Genomic DNA, 18,583 nt, shown 5'->3' with positions numbered 1-18,583 from the left:
CCGCTACGAACGCAAGGCCGAGCACTTCCTCGCCTTCACCAGCCTCGCCTGCACTCTCATCTGCTACCGCAGACTCGCCAAATGAGATGATGTCTAAGCGGGAGGCGCGCCGCCGGCGGCGACCGGACGCGTCAGGGTGCACACCCCGTCCTCACAGCTGCGTTCCAGACGGCCCCGGGAGACGGTCTGCACGAGGCCGATCACCCAGCAGGTCGGGCAGCCGCGGAGGGCGACGAAACCGAGCGGTGCGGCCACCAGCGTGGCGGGTCCGGCGAAGGGCACCAGGGCGATCGAGCCGATCAGGAGCCCGAAGCCGAGGGCGCCGCGCACCAGGTGGCGCGGGACGGAGGCGCTGGCGAACTGGGATCCCGTCCGCAGCGAAGCGCCCGGTTCCGCCGCCTTCCCGGTCGCTCGCGTGAGGGTCCTCATGCCGCCGTCCCCCCTTCGGTCGCGCCGTCGCCCGCCGCGAGCGCCTGCCGCAGCGCCGCCCGGGCCCGGTGCAGCCTGGACTTCATGGCCGCGTCGCTCAGACCGAGCGAGCGGGCGACCAGACGCCCCGGGTACCCCTGGATGTCCCTCATGATCAGCACCTGTCGTTGGTCGCGGGGCAGGGCGCCGACCGCGACGGCGACCCGCTCGGCCTCCAGCCGCCGCAGGACCGAACTCTCCGCCGAGGGCGCGGTCTCGCCCTCCGGTTCCCCCACGACCGGCCCCGAGGCGAGCAGCCTGAGGTGCCGCAGGCATTCGTTGCGCACGATGCGGAACATCCAGGAGGCCAGGGCGCCGGAGGCGCGGAGCGTACCGATCTTCCGGTAGAGGATGATCAGCGCCTCCTGCGCGGCGTCCTCCGCGTCCTGCGGCGTGGCGCACAACGACAGCGCGAACTTGCGCACATGGGGTTGCGACTCCATGACCACGGTGGTCAGCGAGGTGATGTTGCCGTCCTGAGCCGCCTTGATCAGCTGCTCGTCCGGCCAACGGTGGCTTCGGTTCATGCTCCCTGCCCGTATCCGGCGGATCGTCGTGGTGGATGACCTGTGCGGATCAACCACGGCCCCGGCCCCTGCGCTTGAGCAGCGTCACGGTGCAGACGCAGACCAACAGGGCACCGACCACGGCGATGATCGCGACCGTCATGCTTCGTTCCTCCTCGTGTCGACCGACGCCTGCGCGTCCGGTTCAGGTACAAGAGGCGGGGGACGGCGAAAAGGATTCACGGATCCTACGGCGAGAGCGAGAGCGCGGCCCGTCGGACTCAGAGCATCAGCAGGACCCGCGTGTTCGGGAGGAGCTTGCGGTTCACGCTCGTGCTCTGCACGAAGATCGTGAACTCGTCGTTGTGATCCGGCTTGACGCGGACCTCCGCGTCCGGCAGACCGAGCAGGGCGCGCGCCTCCGGGCCGGTGTACACGCGGTCCGTCTTCTTCTCCAACACCGCGATCTGCTTCCGGGCCTGGATCTTCTCCGACTTGCCGAGCTGGTAGAAGGCGCCACCGTTGCGGAAGGTGTTCCCGCTCTCGACGACCCACTCGCGAATGGCCGCCTCGCGGGTGACGGGAACCAGTCGGTATTCCGACGGATTCACGGGCGTGAGGCCCGCCGCCTTGATGGTGTCGCTGTTGACCGCCTGCGCGCCGGTGGAGAAAACGGCGCGCGATCCGCGGATTCCCTTGGTGCGGCCCACCATGAATTTCTCGGTGGCTTCCTTGATGACCTGACCGGCCTCTTCGAGACCCCGGGTGCTCGTGGCGTCCCAGATGGCGATGTTGTCCTTCGGGAAACCGAACTGGGTGGCTTCGCGCTTGCCCATCTGGTCCGGGACGAGGACGGCCAGCGTCCAGTTGTCCTCCTGCGTCTCGATCATCTCGGCCACCGCCCGCACCAGCGCGCCCGGGTCCGTGGCCGGCGCGTCCGGGCAGCGGTGACTGGCGTTCTCCTGCCCGTCGGTCAGCACGAACGTCAGGAAGCTGTGGTCGCCGTACAGTTGCGCCGTCTGCGCGAGCTCCCGCTGCGACTTCAGGGTGGCCGCCAGCAGCGCCGTCATCCCGCCGACCCGGTACAGCTGCCTGAGGGACGGCATGCGCAGCACGTCCTTGTCGTAGATGACGCATTCCACCGTGTCGGCGAAGACGTAGACGGTGACGCGGGTTTCCTGGTCCAATTCCCGGGAACGGCGGGCCAGATATTCGATCTGCTGGTCCGCGACCTCCACGACCTTTCCGTTCAGGTGCGACATCGAGGAACTCGCGTCCAGGACGAGCGCGACGTGATTGATGAAATTCTGGCTACCGGACATGAACATCCCCCTGTTTCCGTTTGGATGTTCCCACCTTCTCACCCACCACTGACAATCGATCCCGACTCCGCGCCCGGCCGGCGCGGGTGCGGAGCCGGGCGTGATGCGGCGCGGTCCGGTGTGGTCCGGCGTCGTCCGGTGCGGTCAGGCGCCTTCGTCGAGGACGGTGCGGATCAGGGCCCGTTGGGCGTCGGTGAGGGCGGGGTCCCGCAGGTCGAGCACCTCGTCGTCGACGGTGATCCGGTAGTGGAAGCCGTCGGCCGCGGGGGCGACGGCGCGCTGTGCGAGTGCCTCCAGCGCCGCCGCGTCCGCGCGGCCCGCGGTGTCGAGCGCGCGGAGCTTCTGGTGACCGGTGAAGCCTCCGGAGCGGGTGACCGTGATCAGCATGGCGCTTCCTCCCTGTTCTGACGGGTCGTCCGGTCTGCGGGGTCGCAGCCACCGACGCGGATGCCCCGAACGGCGGCCCGCCACCGGGGCCCCGGGCCCCCGGCGTCACGTCTGTCCGAAAAACGGCGCCCTACGGGTCCACCCGGCCGCCGTCGGCGAGGACCCCGGCCCCGGACCCCGCCGCGGTCGCGGACCCTGCCCGGGCCTCCGCCGCGATCCGCGCCGCGAGTCCGTCCAGCAGGGTGTCCAGTGCGGCCAGGAAGACCGTCGTCCCGTCCAGCTTCGCCATGTGGGACACGCTGCGGGCGATGGCCGGGAAGGCGACGGGGTCGGCCGCCGGGTACTCGCGGGTCCAGGCCTGCTCGTCACCCGTCCGGGCGGCCCCGTCCAGGGTCTCGAACGCCGCGTCCATCCCGGCCCAGGCCAGGGCGAAGTCCCCGTAGACCCGGTGCAGGACGGCGGCCAGCGCGGGGGAGCAGCCGGCCCGGCCGAAGGCCGCGAGGATGTGCTCCACGATCCGCATCTCGGCGGGGCGCCGGGTGGTGCGGTAGGTGGCCAGGACCGCCGCGCCGGGATGGCGCAGGGCGACCTCGCGCGTGCGCACCGCGAGGTCGCGCAGCGTCCGCCGCCAGTCCCGCGCGGGCCGGAACCCCGTCAGCGTCTCCTCGAAGAGGCGGTCGGCCAGGGCCAGGTGGAGTTCGTCCTTGTCCCTGACGTGGCGGTACAGGGCGGAGGGATCGACCCCGAGTCTGGCGGCGAGCCGGCGCACGCTGAGCGCGGTCGCGCCCTCGTCGTCGGTGAGCGCGAGGGCGGCGTCCACGATGATCCGCAGGTCCAGTTCGACTTTGGGGGGACGGCCTCTGCCTCGTGCTGCCATGGGGTGATCAGACCAGGCCGCACGGCGGCTCCGCAAGCCCCGGAGGCCGACCCGGAATGTTTTTCCCACACCGTTGACAAAATAGTGCGGCGAGCGGTTGTCTGCGGGGCACCCAGAACCGAGGAGTGCTGCTCATGGACCAGGGAAGACCCGCCGACGGGGACGCGCCCGCCGGCACGTTCCAGAAGACCCTCAGCACCCGGCACGGCGTCGTCATCGCGCTGGCCAACATCAGCCCCACCGTCAGCGTCGGCATCGGCCTCGCCTTCCTCGCCGCGCTCGCCGGCACCGCGATGCCCGCCGCCTTCCTGCTCGCGGCCCTGCCCATCCTGGCCGTCTCCGGCGGCTACGCCCGCCTCGCCGCACGCGATCCCAACTGCGGGACGGCCTACGTCTGGGTGCGCAGGGCACTCGGCCCGTGGACCGGCTACCTCACCGGATGGACCTCGGTCGCCACGAACATCCTGTTCCTGTCCTACGCGGGCGGACTCGCCGGGCGGTTCACCCTCGGCCTCCTCGCCGAGGCCGGCGTCCGGGCCGTCCCGCCGGACGACCCCGTCGCGGTCACCGTCACCGGTCTGGTGTGGAGCGCGCTGATCGTGCTCGGCGCCCTGCGCGGGGTCAGGGGAGCCACCGCCGTCCAGAGCCTCCTGCTCGGCGTCTCCGCCGTCGTGGTCACCGTCATCGTGATCACCGCCTTCGCCCGGGGCGACGCCGCCCCCGTCTCCGCCGCGTGGTTCTCCCCCTTCGCCTTCCCCGACACCCTCACCCTCCTCGGGGCGACCGTGATGGCGGCGTACATGTTCTGGGGCTGGGAGAGCGCCTTCTCCGTCGTCGAGGAGTCGACCTCCGCCCGCTCCCCGGGCCGCGCCGGAATCATCGCGATCCTGGTCACCACCGGCTTCTTCCTCTTCTCCGCCACCGGCTTCCTGCACGCGCTGAGACCCGAACAGCTCGCCGACCCGCTGTCCGGCGTCACCGAACTGGCCCGCACCTTCTACGGGACGGGCGGCGCGGTCGCCGCCCTCGCCGCGATGCTCCTCGCCACCGTCGCCTGCATGCAGTCCAGCGTCATCGCCGGAGCCCGACTCACCCTCGCCATGGGACGCGACGGCGTCCTGGGCACGAGCTGGACCCGGCTCCACCCCGCGTGGGGGACCCCGGCCACCTCCACCCTGCGCATCGCCGCCCTCGCCGTCGGCGTGTCCCTCGCGGGACTCGCGGTCGGCTCGCTCTCCGAGGTGGTGGTCGCCGTCGTCAACTCCGTCGGCATCCTGGTCTCCCTGATGTACGGGGTCGGCGGCATCGCCTGCGCGGTCACCTTCCGCCACGAGCTGCGCGGCCGGATCCGGGACGCGCTCGTCGTCGGACTGCTGCCCCTGCTCGGCGGCACCGCCCTGTTGCTGCTCGGCGCTCTGGTGGCCCACCAACAGTGGACCTCGGTGGACCACCTGGCCTTCGACGCCGAGAACGGACGCTTCCTGACCGCGCTGCCCCTCACCGTGGTCGCCCTGGGCGTCCCCGCCGCCCTGTGGATCCGATTCCGGCGCCGCGCCGCCTACTTCACCCAGCCGCCGGCCCCCCTCGCCCCGGAGCCCGCCCCCACACCCGCCCCGGCCGCCGCCGGGGGCTGAACACCGCCGGCACGCACTGGCGGGGGCGGACGTCGAAGCGCCCGCCCCCACCGCCCCCGCGCCACCGCCCCCGCCCCCATCGCCCCATCGCCCCCGCCCCACCGTCACAGCGCCGACGCCCATCCCATCGTCACCCACCGGAGCCCACCCACATGCGCCACGCAGACCTCGTACTCCTCAACGGCACCGTCTGGACCGCCTCCCCGGCGCGCCACCGGGCATCGGCCCTGGCCGTCACCGGCGGCCGGATCACCGACCTGGGCACCGACCGGGAGGTCCGCGCGCACATCGGCCCCCGCACCGAGGTGGTCGACCTCGGCGGCCGTTTCGTGCAGCCGGGGTTCACCGACGCGCACGTCCACCCGGTGATCGCCGGGATCGGGATGCTCGGGTGCGACCTGAGCGCGGGCCGCACCGACCGGGACTACCGGGCCACCATCGCCGCCCACGCCGCGGCCCGGCCCGAGGCCACGTGGATCCAGGGCAGCGGCTGGTCCTTCGACGCCTTCCCCGGCGGACTGCCTCACCGCGACCGGCTCGACGACATCCTCCCCGACCGGCCCGCCTACTTCCCCGTACGCGACGGACACTCCGCCTGGGTCAACACCCGCGCCCTCGCCCTGGCCGGGATCGACCGGCACACGCCCGACCCCGCGGACGGCCGCGTCGAGCGCGACGCCGCGGGCGAACCGACCGGCGTCCTGCACGAGGGCGCCATGACGCTGGTCGGCGCGCTCGTACCCCCGCCCTCGGCCGCCGAGGCCCGCGCCGGGCTCCTCGCCGCCCAGGAACTGCTGCACTCGCTCGGCATCACCGGCTGGCAGGACGCGCTCGTCGGCGCCTACGCCGGCTTCCCCGACCCGCTCGACACCTACCTCGCCTGCGACGCGGACGGCTCCCTGACCGCCCGTGTGCGCGGAGCGCTCTGGTGGGAACGCGACCGGGGCCTCGAACAGATCGACTCCCTGCTCGCCCGCCGTGAGAAGGCGGCCCGGGGAAGGCGCTTCACCGCGGGCAGCGTCAAGATCATGCAGGACGGCGTCGTGGAGAACTTCTCCGCCGCCATGCTGGAGCCCTACCTCGACTCCTGCGGCTGCCCGGGGGACAACGCCGGGATCTCCATGGTCGACCCGGCCCTGCTGCGCGAAGCCGTGATCGCCCTCGACGGCCACGGCTTCCAGATCCACTTCCACGCCCTCGGCGACAGGGCCGTCCGCGAGGCCCTGAACTCCCTCGAAGCGGCCGTCGAGGCACACGGCCACACCGGCCTGCGCCACCACCTGGCCCACCTCCAGGTGGTGCACCCCGACGACATCCCGCGCTTTCGCACCCTGCGCGCCGCCGCCAACATGCAGCCGCTGTGGGCCGCCCACGAGCCCGCCATGGACGAACTCACCCTGCCCTTCCTCGGTGCGGAACGCGGCCGGCGCCAGTACCCGTTCGGCGCCCTGCACGCCGCCGGCGCGGTGCTCGCGGCGGGCAGCGACTGGTTCGTCTCCAGCCCGGACCCGTGGCACGGCATCCACGTCGCCGTCAACCGCCAGGTGTGGGCCGAGGAACTGGGCGAACCCGACCTGCGCCCCCCGTTCCTGCCCGAGCAACGCCTCGCCCTCACCGACGCCCTCGCCGCGTACACGGCCGGATCGGCCTGGGTGAACCACCAGGACGACGCCGGCGTCCTCGCGGTCGGCCGGCTCGCCGACCTCGCGGTCCTCGACCGCGACCCCTTCGCCGTCGCCCCCGCCGACCTGCACGCGGTCCGCACCGTGCAGACGTACGTCGGCGGCGTACGCGTCCACGGCCCGGAGGACCTCCCCGCGAACTGAGTCCGCCCGTGGCGCCGGTCCGCACGAACCGGCCCGCACGGTCCGGCGCCACCGCGGCGGGGCCGCTCAGCGCAACCGCTTCCAGAAGGGGGGCACCTCACCTTCCCTGCGATTGTGGTGCGGGGTGACCTCGCGCGGGGTGATGGACCAGGGGCTGTCGCACGCGATCACCAGCAGCCGCGCCCCCCGGGTCAGCGCCACGGTGCTCCGCCCCGACTTGTACCCGGTGTACAGCTGCCGGCGCGAGGCGCTGCGCCGGATGCCCTCCAGCCGGAACCAGGCGTCGTCGCGGCTGTTGCGGTGCCTGATGGCGAGGTCGACGGCGGGCCCGGAGTACGCCAGGACCTCCGGGCCGACGCCTTCGAGGCGCTCGGAGAGGTCGCGCAGCACCGCCACCGAGCCGAGGGTGATCCGCCACTCGCCACTGGCCCTGACGCGCAGCCGCAGCGGGCCGTTCCCGTCGTGGTCGACGATGCCGCGCCCGGTGAAGTCCTCCATCCAACTGTGGATCACAGAGGGGGACTTGTCGCGGTTGCGGTGGTCGAGCGCCGTGAGGTCGATCAGGCTCTCCCCTACCCGGGACACCTCGACCACCACGAATCCGGCGGGTATGGGGGCGTCGAACCGGACGATGTCCTCCCCCTTGCCCTCGTACGAGACGGAGGGGAAGTCCGGTCCGAAGTCGGTGGGGAGGTGGTTGATCCGTCGGGTGAGGGTGCCCAGCAGGGGAGCGCCGGTCTTGGAGACGGGGGTTCCGGCGGGCAGGTCGACGCCGGCGGCCGGCTCCACCGGGTGCGGTTCCGCCGGGTGCGGTGCCGCCTCCCCGGGCAACGGCGGCGCGGGCGGGGGTGCTTCGGGCAGCGCGGGCGCCGGCGGCGGGGCGCCGGCCCCCACGGCCTCGGGCTCCTCCTCGTCCTGCTCCACCGTGAACCCGTAGTCCGCGGCCAACCCCGGCAACCCGGAGTCGTAACCCTGCCCGACCGCCCGGAACTTCCAGCCGCCGTCCCGGCGGTAGAACTCGCCCAGCACGTACGCCGTCTCGGTCGTCGCGTCATCGTCGTCGACGGAGTACACCACCAGCCGCTCGCCGGTGGCCGTGCTGATCGCCTCCAGGTACAGCCCCGGGACCTCCCCGAAGGTGCCGCCCTCGCAGGACGCCGCGATGAGGACGCGGTCCACCTCCGGCTCGACCCGCCCCGGGTCGATCTCCAGCCAGTCCGCCGTCCGTCCGTCCTCGCCCCGGGCGTTGCCCAGGAGCCGTACGGCCCCGGTGGAGTGCGCGCGCTGGTTGTAGAAGACCAGGTCGCTGCGGTCCCTCACCTTGCCGCTGTCGTCCAGCAGCAGTGCCGCCGTCTCGATCTCGGGCACACCGGGCCCGGTCGCGCCACGGACGACGGCGACCCGCACGGGACCGCCGGGCACGGGCAGATTGCCCCCCTTGATGATCTGCGTCATGGGCGCATCGTCGCAGGCGGGTCGGCCGTGAGTCGAGCATTCGGCCCGTGGATCCCGGGAGTTGGGACGGGTGCGTGCGGCCCGGCCGGCGGAGGTCGTCCCCTTCAGGGCCGCGGCGGAGCCTGAGAGCCCTCGGCGAAGACGCCCGCCGCGCCCGCGGCCCCGGCGGCGCGCGCCGCCCGACGCGGCAGGTCGGGGTCGGGGGAGGAGCGCAACAGGAGCAGTTCCTGGTAGAGCGGGGCCGTGGCGGCCACCAGCAGGGACCGCGCGTTCGTACCCCCGGGGAGTTCGCTGCGTTCCACCGCCCTGCCGACGACCGGTGCGCAGCGGGCGTAGCGGTCCTCCCAGAAGCGGGTCAGCGCGCCGGCGGCCTCGGCGGAGCGGAACGACGCGGCGATCAGGGCCGTGGTGAGGCCGGCCGCCGGCTCGGCGCGGCCGGGGTCCAGGGCCTCGTAGACCTCCAGGTTGAGGGCGGTGAGGTCGCCCTCCAGGGACCCGGTGTCCGCGGGCTCCCAGGTGTCGTCGGCCGCCGCGTCGAGTACGTCGGCCAGCAGCCCGCCGACGTCGCGCCAGCGCCGGTAGACGGTGGTGCGGTGCACCCCGGCCCGTTCGGCGACGGCGTCCACGGTGAGCGCGTCGTACCCGTCGGACACCAGGACCTCTCCGACGGCCGCCAGGACCTGTGCGCGGACGCGGGCGCTGCGCCCTCCGGTCCGCCGCCGGGGGCCGGCGGGTCCGTCCGGGGCGGTCGCGGAGTGCGGGCGGCCATCGGAGTCGGGGGCGGGGGCGTGGTCGCGGTCGGGTCCGGTGTCGGCGGGTCGGCTCGAAGGATCGCTTGCGTCCGGAGTCATGATCATGGCACCATCTTAACGCAACAGTCGTCGCTATAAGGAGTTCACGATGTTCCTCCGCGTCCCGTCCGCCGCCCGCGCCCCCCTCCCCGCACCCGCCGCCCCCGCCACCCTCCAGGAGTCCCCGTATGACCGCGACCACCGCACAGCTCACCGCGCTTGACGTCACCAAGGCCTACGACGGTCGGCTCGTCCTCGACTCCGTCACCTGCGCCCTCCCGCCCGGCGGCCGCATCGGCATCGTCGGGGAGAACGGCTCCGGCAAGTCGACCCTGCTCCGCCTGCTCGCCGGCGCCGAACACCCGGACCGGGGGCGGATCATCGCCCGCGCCGACGGCGGCATCGGCTACCTCGCCCAGGAGGAGGAACTGCCCGGACGGCTGACCGTCCAGCAGGTCATCGACCGCGCCCTCGCCGAACTCCGCTCGATCGAAGCCGAGTTGCGAAGGCTCGAACAGCGCATGGCCGAAGGCGCCGCCGAGACCGACCCCGCCCTGCTCACCGCCTACGCCGACCTGCGGACCGGCTACGAACTCCGCGGCGGCTACGAGGCAGACGCGCGCGTCGAGCGCGCCCTGCACGGACTCGGCCTGGTCCGCGTCCCCCGCCGACGCACCGTCGACGCCCTCTCGGGCGGCGAACGCGTCCGGCTGCGGCTCGCGGCCCTGCTCGCCGCCGCGCCCGAGGTGCTGCTGCTGGACGAACCCACCAACCACCTCGACCACGAAGCCCTGCGCTGGCTCGAAGACCACCTGCGCGCCCGCACCGGAACCACGGTCACCGTCTCCCACGACCGGGTCTTCCTCGAACGCGTCGCCGACACCCTGCTGGAGGTGGACGGCGACACCCACCGAGTCGTGCGCTACGGCAACGGCTACGCCGGATACCTGACGGAACGCGCCGCCGCCCGCCTGCGCCGCGTCGAGGCGCACGCCGCCTGGCGTGAGGAGGTCGAGGCCCTGCGCGAGCGCGCGGCCGGCGGCGCCCGCAGGGTGGCTCCGGGCCGGGCCCGCAAGGACGGCAACAAGATGGCCTACGACCGGGCGGCCGGGCGGGTCCAACAATCCGTCGCCGGACGCGTCCGCCAGGCCGGGGAACGACTGGAGCGCCTGCTCGCCCACCCCGTCCCCGCACCGCCCGAGCCGCTGCGCTTCACCACCACCCCGCGGGCGGGCCGGACCCGGGGAACGCTGGTCTCGGCCACCGCCCTGGAGGTCCCCGGACGACTGGCACCGGTCGACCTGACCCTGTGCGCCGGGGACCGGCTGCTCGTCGGCGGGCCCAACGGGGCCGGCAAGAGCACCCTGCTGGCGCTCCTCGCCGACGAGGGCCCGCACCCCGGGACCCCGACCCGCGGCCGGCTCGTACGCCGCGGCCGGATCGGCCGGCTGAGCCAGTCGCCCGACCACGGCCCCGCGGACCGCAGCCTCCTGGCCGCCTTCGGACACGGCCGCCCCGGCGACCCCGAGGAGCACGCCGAACAGCTGCTCTCCCTGGGCCTGTTCGCAGCCGACCGGACGCACCTGCCGGTGGGCGCGCTGTCCGCCGGGCAGCGACAGCGCCTGGCCCTGGCCCGGCTGCTGAGCGAACCGTACGACGTCCTGCTCCTGGACGAGCCCACCAACCACCTCGGCCCCGCGCTGGTGGAGGAACTGGAGGCCGCGCTCGCCGACTTCCCCGGCGCGGTGGTCGTCGTCAGCCACGACCGCATGCTGCGCTCGCGGTGGCGGGCGAGCCGGCTGGACCTCGTGCCGGCGGACCGGCACGCGCCGGCCGCGGCCTGACCACCTCCCTCCCGCACCACCGAAAGGACACCGTGCCCCGCGACCCGTTTTCCGAGCCCACCACCTTCCGGTCCTTCCCCGTGGCCGACCCCGCCTCCGGCCCGTACGCCCTCACCACCGGGCCCGACGGCGCCCTGTGGTGCACCCTCGTCCACACCGGGCGGATCGCCCGCCTCGACCCCGACGGGCCGACACCCGTCACCGAGTTCCCCCTCGACTCGGCGGACTGCGGACCCGCGCAGATCACCGCCGGCCCCGACGGAGCGCTCTGGTTCACCCGCATGCGGGACCACCGCGTCGGCCGGATCACCACCGACGGCACCACGAGTTCGTACCCCGTCCCCACGATCGGCGGCGGACCGTACGGGATCACCACCGGGCCGGACGGCGCCCTGTGGTTCACCGAGCTGAACGCCGACCGGATCGGCCGGATGGAACCGGACGGCTCCGTCCGCGAGTTCGCGCTCCCGGTACCGGCCGGCTCCTACCCCTCCATGATCACGACGGGCGGTGACGGGGCCCTGTGGTTCACCCTCAACCAGGCCCACGCCATCGGCCGGATCACGACCTCGGGCGAGGTCACCGTCCACCCCCTGCCCGACCCGCCGGCCGGACCGGTCGGGATCGCCGCCGGGCCGGACGGGTCCCTGTGGTTCACGGAGATCGGCGCGGGCCGGATCGGCCGGATCACGACGTCGGGGGAGACCACGGGCTTCCCGCTGCCCGACCCCGGATGCCGGCCGCACGCCATCGCGGCGGGGCCGGACGGGGCCCTGTGGTTCACGGAATGGGCCGCCTCCCACGTGTCGCGGCTCACCGTCGTCGGAGAACTGACGCGGTACCCGCTGCCCGCGTCCGACTGCGAGCCCCACGGCCTGGCCTTCGGCCCGGACGGAGCCCTCTACACGGCGCTGGAACGCGGTGACGTCCTGCGGCTGGGGACGGACGCCACGGGGACGGACGCCACGGGGACGGACGCCGCGGCGACGGACGTCGCGGGGGCGGACGCCGCGGCGACGAGGGCCTCCCACTGATCACGGGTCGGTCCGTCGTGCGTCGGCGCGAACTCCGGGTGGGCGGCCAACCAGGCGGTGACGTGGCGCTCGACCTCCTCGGTGCCGTAGGCCTCGTCGGCCGGGAGCACGAGGTGGCGCACCAGGGCCCGCGCCCTCATGACGACCGGATCGTCGAAGGCGCAGGCGCCCAGCGCCGCGGCCCGTCGGTCGGTGGGCGGCGCCGCACTCTCGGCGAGGCGCCGCTCGTTGCCCTGATCGGCCTTCACCTGTGCGTCGAACCACGGTCGCAGGGCCTTTTCCGTCCAGGCGTGGTACGCGTCCGGATCCGCCGCGATCTCCTCGACGTGCGCGGCGACGTGCCGTGCGGCGCGCAGCCCGAGGGCCGCTCCGTGGCCCAGGGTGGGGTTGGTGTGCAGGATGCTGTCCCCGGCGTTGACCAACCCGGTGACGACGGGTCCCTCGCCGTCGCGGAGCGAGGTCCAACGGTTGTCCAGCCCGGCCATCGCCAGGACGCCCGAGAGCGGTTCGGGGGCCAGGTCGAGCCAGGCGGCACTGGCGGGGAAGGTGCGTGCGGCGGCCTCGAACACGGCGGGGTCGAGGAGGGCGCCGCGCGTCGGATCGGCCGTGGAGAGCACCAGGTGCACCGCGAAGACGTCGTTGTCGGACGGGAAGACCCCGGCGAGCGCGAACGGCGCCGCCGAGCCCGTCTTCACCTTCCCGGGGTCGCGGGGGCCGTCGGCGCGCAGCCGGTACCAGCGGCACAGGTAGGCGATCCCGGCGCGGTGGCTTTCCACCACCGGCGGGCGACAGCCCGCCGCGATCAGCCAGGCGGGAACCGGCGAACGGCGCCCCGCGGCGTCGACGACGAGGTCCGCCGCGTACGTCCGCGCGCCCACCCGTACCCCGGTCACCCGGGGAGGACGGCCCTCGGCGAGGACGAGCCCGTCCACGCGGTCCCCCCGACGCACCTCCACGGTGCGTTCGCGGCGCACGGCCGAGGCCAACGCGGCCTCCAGCACGATGCGGCGGGTGCGCAGGGTCACCAGGTCCTCGTCGCCGTCGCGGTGCGGCGGACGCCGCTCGAACCAGTCGAAGTCGTGGTATTCGCGGGCCCCGCGCGCCAGCAGGTCGGCGTGGACGTCGGGCGCCTCCTCGCGCAGCACGGTGCGTACCGGGGCGAGGAACGAATGGGGTTGGACGGCCTGCGGGGTCCGCGGCCTGGGCCAGTGGAAGAAGTCCCGCTCCAGGTCGTCCCCGGCCTGCCGCGCGTCCTGCTCGAACAACGTGACCGCGTGGCCCCGTCGCGCCGCCATGAGCGCCGTCCCCAGCCCGCCGATTCCCCCGCCGATCACCGCAACCCGCGCCATGAACTCCCCTTCACGTCGTGTTGCGGGGCGATCCTACTACCCGATGATCTTCGCTCGGGCCGTCGAGCGTCCCGGTCCGTCACCGGCCGTGGCCCGGCGGGCGGTCGGGGATCAGGGCATCTCGTCCGGATCGCAGGTGGACCTGCGCAGGCCGATCGTCCGCAGGGCGCGCATCAGCCCCTCCTCGTCACCCGCGCGGACGACGTGGACCGCCCCGTCGACCGCCAGGCCGGTCAGCGCGACGTGCGCCGCCGTGGCCCGCGCGTGCAGCACCACCCCGCTCGGCGGGTCCAGGGCGCGCACACCGTCGAAGACGGCCCGCGCCGCGGCGTCGTCGCCGAGGCCGCCCGCCAGCGACAGCAGGGTGATGTCGGGCAGCAGCACGCGGGCGTGCGCCAGGGCCACCTCCGAGCCGTGGGCGTGGGAGATGACCCGGAAGTGCGGGTTGCGCTGGATCCGCGACTGGAGCAGCTCCAGTTCCTCGCCTTCGGGTACGCCGACCACCAGGACCGTCATCACGGTCCCATCCTCCGCCGGCCCCGCGCCCCCGTCGAGCGGCCGCACCGGTGGACGCGCGGCGAGGCATGGCGCGGCGGCGCGTGGGCCTCACGCGGAGTCAGCGGTAGGCGGCGAGGAAGGCGCGGACGCCGGCCCGCGCGTAGTCCTCCAGCTCGGCCGGGGTGTGCTGGGGGCTCCCGTGGAACATGGCCTTGTTCACCGGGATCCACAGCAGCAGGCCGGAGAAGTGGTTCGCGGCCAGGAGGGGGTCGTCGATCCGCAGCAGACCCCGGTCGGCGAGGTGGCGGAAGGTGCCGGCCAGCCCCGCCAGGACCCGCTCGAAGCCCTGCTCGTACCAGGTGGCGCCCAGGTCCGGGAAGGTGTCGGCGTTGGCGATGATCAGGCGCCGCAGTTGGAGCACCTGGGGTTGGGTGAGGGCGGTGAGGAACTGCCGGGCCAGCCGGAGCAGGTTCTCCTCCAGGGCTTCCGCGTCGGCGGGGACGTCGGACACCAGGTTGATCATGGCGTCGACCCGGTCGGTGGTCGCCAGGACGATCTCGGCGAACAGCTTCTCCTTGTCCGAGAAGTGCTTGTACACCGTCTGCTTGGACACGGCGGCCAGCTTGGCGATGTCGTCCATGCTCGTTCCCGCGTAGCCCTTGGACATGAACACCGCGGTCGCGGCCTCCATGATCGCCTGGTGCTTGCGGGCCGATCGACCCACGGGTTCGTTCGCTTCCATGCTCCGCTCTCCTCACGTGTTCCCGACTGACAGTACTGGACAGTCCAGTTTCTCATTGGGTACTGTACCGTCCAGTTCCGCAGTACTGGACAGTCCAGTTCTGTTCTTCTGGACCTTCGCGTCGGCGCGGCCGGGCCGATGCGCACGAGCACGTCCCACGCCCACCCCGCAGGCCGACAGGCACCGACACCCCGACAGACAGGACGATCCGCCATGACCGCACAGCCGAAGGGCCCCGCGAGCTACTTCCCGTCGATCGAGCAGAAGTACGGCCGGCCGATCGAGGAGTGGAAGGACCTGATCCGCACATCGCCCCTGACCAGGCACATGGAACTCGTCGCCTGGCTCAAGGCCGACCACGGACTTGGCCACGGGCACGCCAACGCCCTGGTGGCCCACACCCTCGCCGAACGCGCCGGCGGCTGACCCCGGCGGATCGCGCCTTGCGGCACGTGCTTCGCGCACGCCACGCGCCGCCGAACGGGCATCATGGCCGCCATGAGCACTCCCGCGCCGCACGACCGGACGACCATCGCCTGCTACGAGAACACCTCCGGCCGCCCGCACCCGATGGCCGCCGCGCGGGCTTGACTGCGTGAGCGGGGCATCGACTGGATGCCCTTCGCCCCGCACGAGGTCCACTTCGACCTGGCCTGCGGCATCGGCCCGGACGGGCACTGGCACGGCTGGTTCACGGTCCGGGTCGACTCCGAGGCCCTCCGTCGGCTCGGCCTCCACCCCGACCAACCGAGCTCCGAGGTCACCGGCCAGAGCCCGCCCGGCTGGTGGCACGCCGCCGCGGAACGAAACGCGCGTTGAGGCGCCGCCGGCACTCCGGAGGTGAGGCCGTGAACTCCCGCGACCCTCGATCTATACAGACGTATTGAACAACCGTCATATACGTGTGTATGGTTCTGGCGTGGGCGCGGCCGACCAGGCCGACCGCCCCGTCGACCCACGAGGAGTCCGCCATGAACGCCGCGTCCACCACCCCCACGCAGACCACCCGACCCGCCCGCGCCACCCTGGACATCGACGGGCGCGCCCTGTCCTACCTGGACTTCGGCGGCGCCGGCCGCCCGCTGCTCGCCCTGCACGGCCACCTCTCCGAGGGCGCCTCCTTCACCGCCCTGGCCGCCGCCCTCGGCCCCGCGTGGCGGGTCATCGCCCCCGACCAGCGCGGCCACGGGGACTCCGACCGCGCCCCCGAGTACACCCGGGCCGGCTACGTGGCCGACCTCCGCGCCCTCGTCGACCACCTGGAACTGGACCGGTTCGCCGTGCTGGGCCACTCCCTCGGCGCGGTCAACGCCATCCACCTGGCGGCCGAACTCCCCGAGCGGGTGGACGCGTTGATCGACCTCGACACCGCCGCCCACATCCCCGCCGCGGACGTGAGCCCGCTGTCCTTCGTCCTCGCCCTCCCGTACACGGCCGGGACGCGCGAGGAACTCGTGGCCGCCCTCGGCCCGGTGGCCCCGATGCTCGGCGGCGGCCCGCGCCCGCTGCCGCAGGGCGGTTGGCGCCTGCCGTTCCACCCGCAGGACACCGTCACCTCCGAGAACGCCGTCCACGGCGACCACTGGCGCCAGTGGCTCGCCACCGACTGCCCCGCCCTCCTCCTGGCCGGCACGTCCAGCCAGGTCCTCACCGCGGAACACGCCGCCGACATGACCGCCCGCCGTCCGCACACCACGTACGCCGCCCTGGACGCCGACCACTTCCTCCAGCTCCGCGATCCCGAGGGCGTCCACGACGCCGTCCGGTCCTTCCTCGCCGCGCTCTGACCCCGCTCCCGCGCCTCCGACGCGGGATCAGGAGGGGAGCGGCAGGGCCGATCTGTCGATCAACCCCGGGCGTCCGTCGGGAGTCTCACCGGGTACAGGGGCACGATCGGTGCCCCCGACAGTGCCCGGAGGCCCCACCCATGAAGCAGCGGCCCTTACGTACCGCCTCGCTCGCGCTGACCCTGGCCGCCGCCGTCGGCGCGGCCCTGCTCACGCCGACCGCGAACGCCGCCACCGCGTCCGTCACCGCGCCCACACCCGCCCCCACGTCCGCCTCGGCCGCCGAATCCGGGGGCGCGGGACGCGGGCACGACGCGACCCGCGCGGCCCTGAGGGCCCTCGTGGAGGAGGGCGGCCTGCCCGGGGTCGCCGCGCACACCCAGGACGGCAGGGCCCGGTGGTTCGCCGCGGCCGGCCACGCAGACACGACCACCGGCCGCGCGCGCTCGTCCGGTGACCACTTCCGCGGCGCCAGCATCACCAAGACGTTCATCGCGACGGTCCTCCTGCAACTGGAGGCCGAGGGAAGACTGCGCATGGACGACACCGTGGAGAGGTGGCTGCCCGGCCTGCTGCGCGGGAACGGCTACGACGGCACCACGGTCACCCTGCGCCAACTGCTCAACCACACCAGCGGGATCGCCAACTACACCGACGACCCCGCCTTCATCCACGACGCGGCCGGCCCCGGCTTCCCGGAGCACCGCCACGACACCCACACCCCCGAGGAACTCGTCGCGATCGCCCTCCGCCACCCGGCGCGACCCGGGCCCGAGCGGACGCCGTCGTACTCGAACACCAATTTCGTCATCGCCGGCATGGTCATCGAGAGGGCGACCGGCCGCACGTACGCCGACGAGGTCACGCGGCGCGTCCTGCGCCCGCTGAAGCTGCGCGAGACCTCCTTCCCCGGCACCTCGCCGCGGATGCCCGCACCGCACCCCGTCGGCTACTCCCGCCTCCACCGCACCGAGCCCGACGCCCCGATCCACGACGCGACCGAACAGAACATGACCTGGCTCGGCGCCGCCGGCGACGTCATCTCCACGGGCGCGGACCTCAACCGCTTCCAACGCGCCCTGATGCGCGGCGAACTGCTGCCTCCCGCGCAGATGAGGCAGATGCTCGACGAGGTGCCGGCGGGCGACGGGTTCGGCTTCGGGCTCGGCGTGGAGTTCGCGACGCTGTCCTGCGGCGTGCAGGTCGTCGGCAAGAGCGGACGGACGAACGGCTCGCTGTCCGCGATGGTCGGGACCCGGGACGGGGACCACCAGCTGACCTTCAACGTCAACGGGGACTGGCTTTCGAACGGTTCGCTCTACGTCGACGTCATCGAAGCGGAGTTCTGCGGCGCTACCCCGTCCCGCACCGCCCCCGGCGAGCGCTCCGGCGAGCTCGCCGACTCACTCCTGCGCGAGGGCGGGGGCCCGACCGACCGTCGCCCCCGCCCCACCGCCGCGTCCCTGGGCTGAACCCCGGAAGGCACCGCCCGCCCGTCCACCACCCGGTGGACGAGCGGGGCCTCCCCGGCCGCCTCAGGGCTGCGCGTCCGAGGGGTCCTCCTCTTCGGCGAGGAAGTAGACCTGATGCAGTTCGACAGGCCCCACGACCCTCGTGGACGTGAATTCGGAGTCCTCGCTGACCTCTTGGCGGAACTCCGCTTCGCTCGGAGCGGTCCCGAGGACCACCCACGGCGCGCCGTGGTTCGTTCGGGCCGTCCAGACCTCGAGGCGACGGCCCCCCGGCCCGTGGAGTTCCTCTCCGACGGGGAAGTCCTGCGACTCGCCCATCAGGGCGGACGTGTGGGGATGCGGGCACTCCGCCCGCAGGTGCCCTTGTTCCCACCCCAGTCGGAGCCGGTCGGTGGCCTCGTCCGCGATCCGGTCGGCGGCGTCCAGCGCCACCTGATTCCAGTTGGGCGCCCCGGGCCGGGTCACACGGACCAACAGCTCGTGCCCGCAGGGCCGGTAGGCGAACAGTCTGAATATCTCGATAGGAGAACCCACGGCGCCATTGTGCCGGATCACCCGAATCCGAGACGTTCGAGGCGTCCGAGGGGCGCG

Annotated in this window: 18 protein-coding genes and 1 pseudogene; 8 read left to right on the top strand and 11 right to left on the bottom strand. The window is 73.5% G+C overall.

All coding sequences use genetic code 11. The annotated features are described in order from the left end of the window. Positions 1–93: 93 nt before the first annotated feature. The 5 genes from AB0D01_RS23880 to AB0D01_RS23860 all read right to left on the bottom strand — a co-directional run bounded on the left by AB0D01_RS23880 (position 94) and on the right by AB0D01_RS23860 (position 3,560). Positions 94–429, bottom strand: a complete 336-nt coding sequence (locus AB0D01_RS23880) for a hypothetical protein (RefSeq protein ID WP_363058435.1) — start codon at positions 427–429, stop codon at positions 94–96. After that, entirely contained in the window at positions 426–995 is a 570-nt protein-coding gene (locus AB0D01_RS23875; RefSeq protein ID WP_363058433.1) for an RNA polymerase sigma factor, read from the bottom strand. The genes AB0D01_RS23880 and AB0D01_RS23875 overlap by 4 nt, the downstream gene beginning before the upstream one ends. A gap of 260 nt (positions 996–1,255) precedes the next feature. Next, entirely contained in the window at positions 1,256–2,296 is a 1,041-nt protein-coding gene (locus tag AB0D01_RS23870; protein ID WP_363058431.1) for a vWA domain-containing protein, read from the bottom strand. Between the two features lie 144 nt (positions 2,297–2,440). After that, positions 2,441–2,683 carry a protealysin inhibitor emfourin gene (locus tag AB0D01_RS23865; protein WP_363058429.1) on the bottom strand — a complete coding sequence of 81 codons (243 nt, stop codon included), beginning with the start codon at positions 2,681–2,683 and terminating at the stop codon, positions 2,441–2,443. Positions 2,684–2,813: 130 nt separating this feature from the next. Further along, the gene (locus AB0D01_RS23860; protein ID WP_363058427.1) at positions 2,814–3,560 is read right to left on the bottom strand and encodes a TetR/AcrR family transcriptional regulator C-terminal domain-containing protein; all 747 of its coding nucleotides are present in this window, start codon (positions 3,558–3,560) and stop codon (positions 2,814–2,816) included. A gap of 134 nt (positions 3,561–3,694) precedes the next feature. Between AB0D01_RS23860 and AB0D01_RS23855 the strand changes: the two genes are divergently transcribed. Together AB0D01_RS23855 and AB0D01_RS23850 are read left to right on the top strand one after the other, a co-directional pair. Further along, a complete protein-coding gene (locus AB0D01_RS23855; RefSeq protein ID WP_363058425.1) occupies positions 3,695–5,194 on the top strand; it encodes an APC family permease in 1,500 nt (499 codons plus the stop codon). Between the two features lie 152 nt (positions 5,195–5,346). Continuing rightward, on the top strand, positions 5,347–7,020 hold the full coding sequence (locus AB0D01_RS23850) for an amidohydrolase (protein ID WP_363058423.1): 1,674 nt from the start codon (positions 5,347–5,349) through the stop codon (positions 7,018–7,020). Between the two features lie 66 nt (positions 7,021–7,086). Here the strand turns inward: AB0D01_RS23850 and AB0D01_RS23845 are convergent, their stop codons facing one another. Further along, the gene (locus AB0D01_RS23845) at positions 7,087–8,475 is read right to left on the bottom strand and encodes a TerD family protein (protein WP_363058421.1); all 1,389 of its coding nucleotides are present in this window, start codon (positions 8,473–8,475) and stop codon (positions 7,087–7,089) included. 104 nt (positions 8,476–8,579) lie between these two features. After that, positions 8,580–9,332, bottom strand: coding sequence for a TetR/AcrR family transcriptional regulator (locus AB0D01_RS23840; RefSeq protein ID WP_363058419.1), 753 nt, complete (start codon positions 9,330–9,332; stop codon positions 8,580–8,582). 122 nt (positions 9,333–9,454) lie between these two features. Here AB0D01_RS23840 and AB0D01_RS23835 point away from each other — a divergent pair, with 122 nt between their 5' ends. Together AB0D01_RS23835 and AB0D01_RS23830 are read left to right on the top strand one after the other, a co-directional pair. Further along, positions 9,455–11,110 carry an ABC-F family ATP-binding cassette domain-containing protein gene (locus tag AB0D01_RS23835; RefSeq protein WP_363058417.1) on the top strand — a complete coding sequence of 552 codons (1,656 nt, stop codon included), beginning with the start codon at positions 9,455–9,457 and terminating at the stop codon, positions 11,108–11,110. Between the two features lie 32 nt (positions 11,111–11,142). Next, positions 11,143–12,048, top strand: a pseudogene (locus AB0D01_RS23830) (virginiamycin B lyase); the annotation flags it as partial. Here AB0D01_RS23830 and AB0D01_RS23825 read toward each other — a convergent pair. The 3 genes from AB0D01_RS23825 to AB0D01_RS23815 form a co-directional block, all read right to left on the bottom strand. Next, positions 12,012–13,493, bottom strand: coding sequence for an FAD-dependent oxidoreductase (locus tag AB0D01_RS23825; protein WP_363058415.1), 1,482 nt, complete (start codon positions 13,491–13,493; stop codon positions 12,012–12,014). The pseudogene AB0D01_RS23830 and the gene AB0D01_RS23825 sit on opposite strands and share 37 nt — an antisense overlap. Positions 13,494–13,604: 111 nt before the next feature. After that, positions 13,605–14,009 carry a hypothetical protein gene (locus AB0D01_RS23820; protein ID WP_363058413.1) on the bottom strand — a complete coding sequence of 135 codons (405 nt, stop codon included), beginning with the start codon at positions 14,007–14,009 and terminating at the stop codon, positions 13,605–13,607. Between the two features lie 100 nt (positions 14,010–14,109). Beyond that, positions 14,110–14,733, bottom strand: coding sequence for a TetR/AcrR family transcriptional regulator (locus tag AB0D01_RS23815; protein WP_363058411.1), 624 nt, complete (start codon positions 14,731–14,733; stop codon positions 14,110–14,112). Positions 14,734–14,946: 213 nt separating this feature from the next. Between AB0D01_RS23815 and AB0D01_RS23810 the strand changes: the two genes are divergently transcribed. From AB0D01_RS23810 to AB0D01_RS23795, 4 genes are all read left to right on the top strand, one after another. Further along, a complete protein-coding gene (locus AB0D01_RS23810; protein WP_363058409.1) occupies positions 14,947–15,159 on the top strand; it encodes a DUF4287 domain-containing protein in 213 nt (70 codons plus the stop codon). A gap of 189 nt (positions 15,160–15,348) precedes the next feature. Next, on the top strand, positions 15,349–15,552 hold the full coding sequence (locus AB0D01_RS23805; protein ID WP_363058407.1) for a hypothetical protein: 204 nt from the start codon (positions 15,349–15,351) through the stop codon (positions 15,550–15,552). A gap of 152 nt (positions 15,553–15,704) precedes the next feature. After that, complete coding sequence (locus AB0D01_RS23800; RefSeq protein WP_363058405.1) at positions 15,705–16,520, top strand: alpha/beta hydrolase; 816 nt, start codon at positions 15,705–15,707, stop codon at positions 16,518–16,520. A gap of 140 nt (positions 16,521–16,660) precedes the next feature. Then, complete coding sequence (locus tag AB0D01_RS23795) at positions 16,661–17,992, top strand: serine hydrolase domain-containing protein (RefSeq protein ID WP_363058403.1); 1,332 nt, start codon at positions 16,661–16,663, stop codon at positions 17,990–17,992. Positions 17,993–18,055: 63 nt separating this feature from the next. On the opposite strand, the gene AB0D01_RS23790 is transcribed toward AB0D01_RS23795, so the two are convergent. Continuing rightward, on the bottom strand, positions 18,056–18,526 hold the full coding sequence (locus AB0D01_RS23790; protein WP_363058401.1) for a hypothetical protein: 471 nt from the start codon (positions 18,524–18,526) through the stop codon (positions 18,056–18,058). Positions 18,527–18,583 lie beyond the last annotated feature (57 nt).

It is taken from the genome of Streptomyces sp. NPDC048606 (genome assembly GCF_040650855.1).
Classification (GTDB): Bacteria; Actinomycetota; Actinomycetes; order Streptomycetales; family Streptomycetaceae; genus Streptomyces.
Note: the sequence above shows the minus strand (reverse complement) of the source record. Positions and strands in the feature narration are given on the sequence as shown.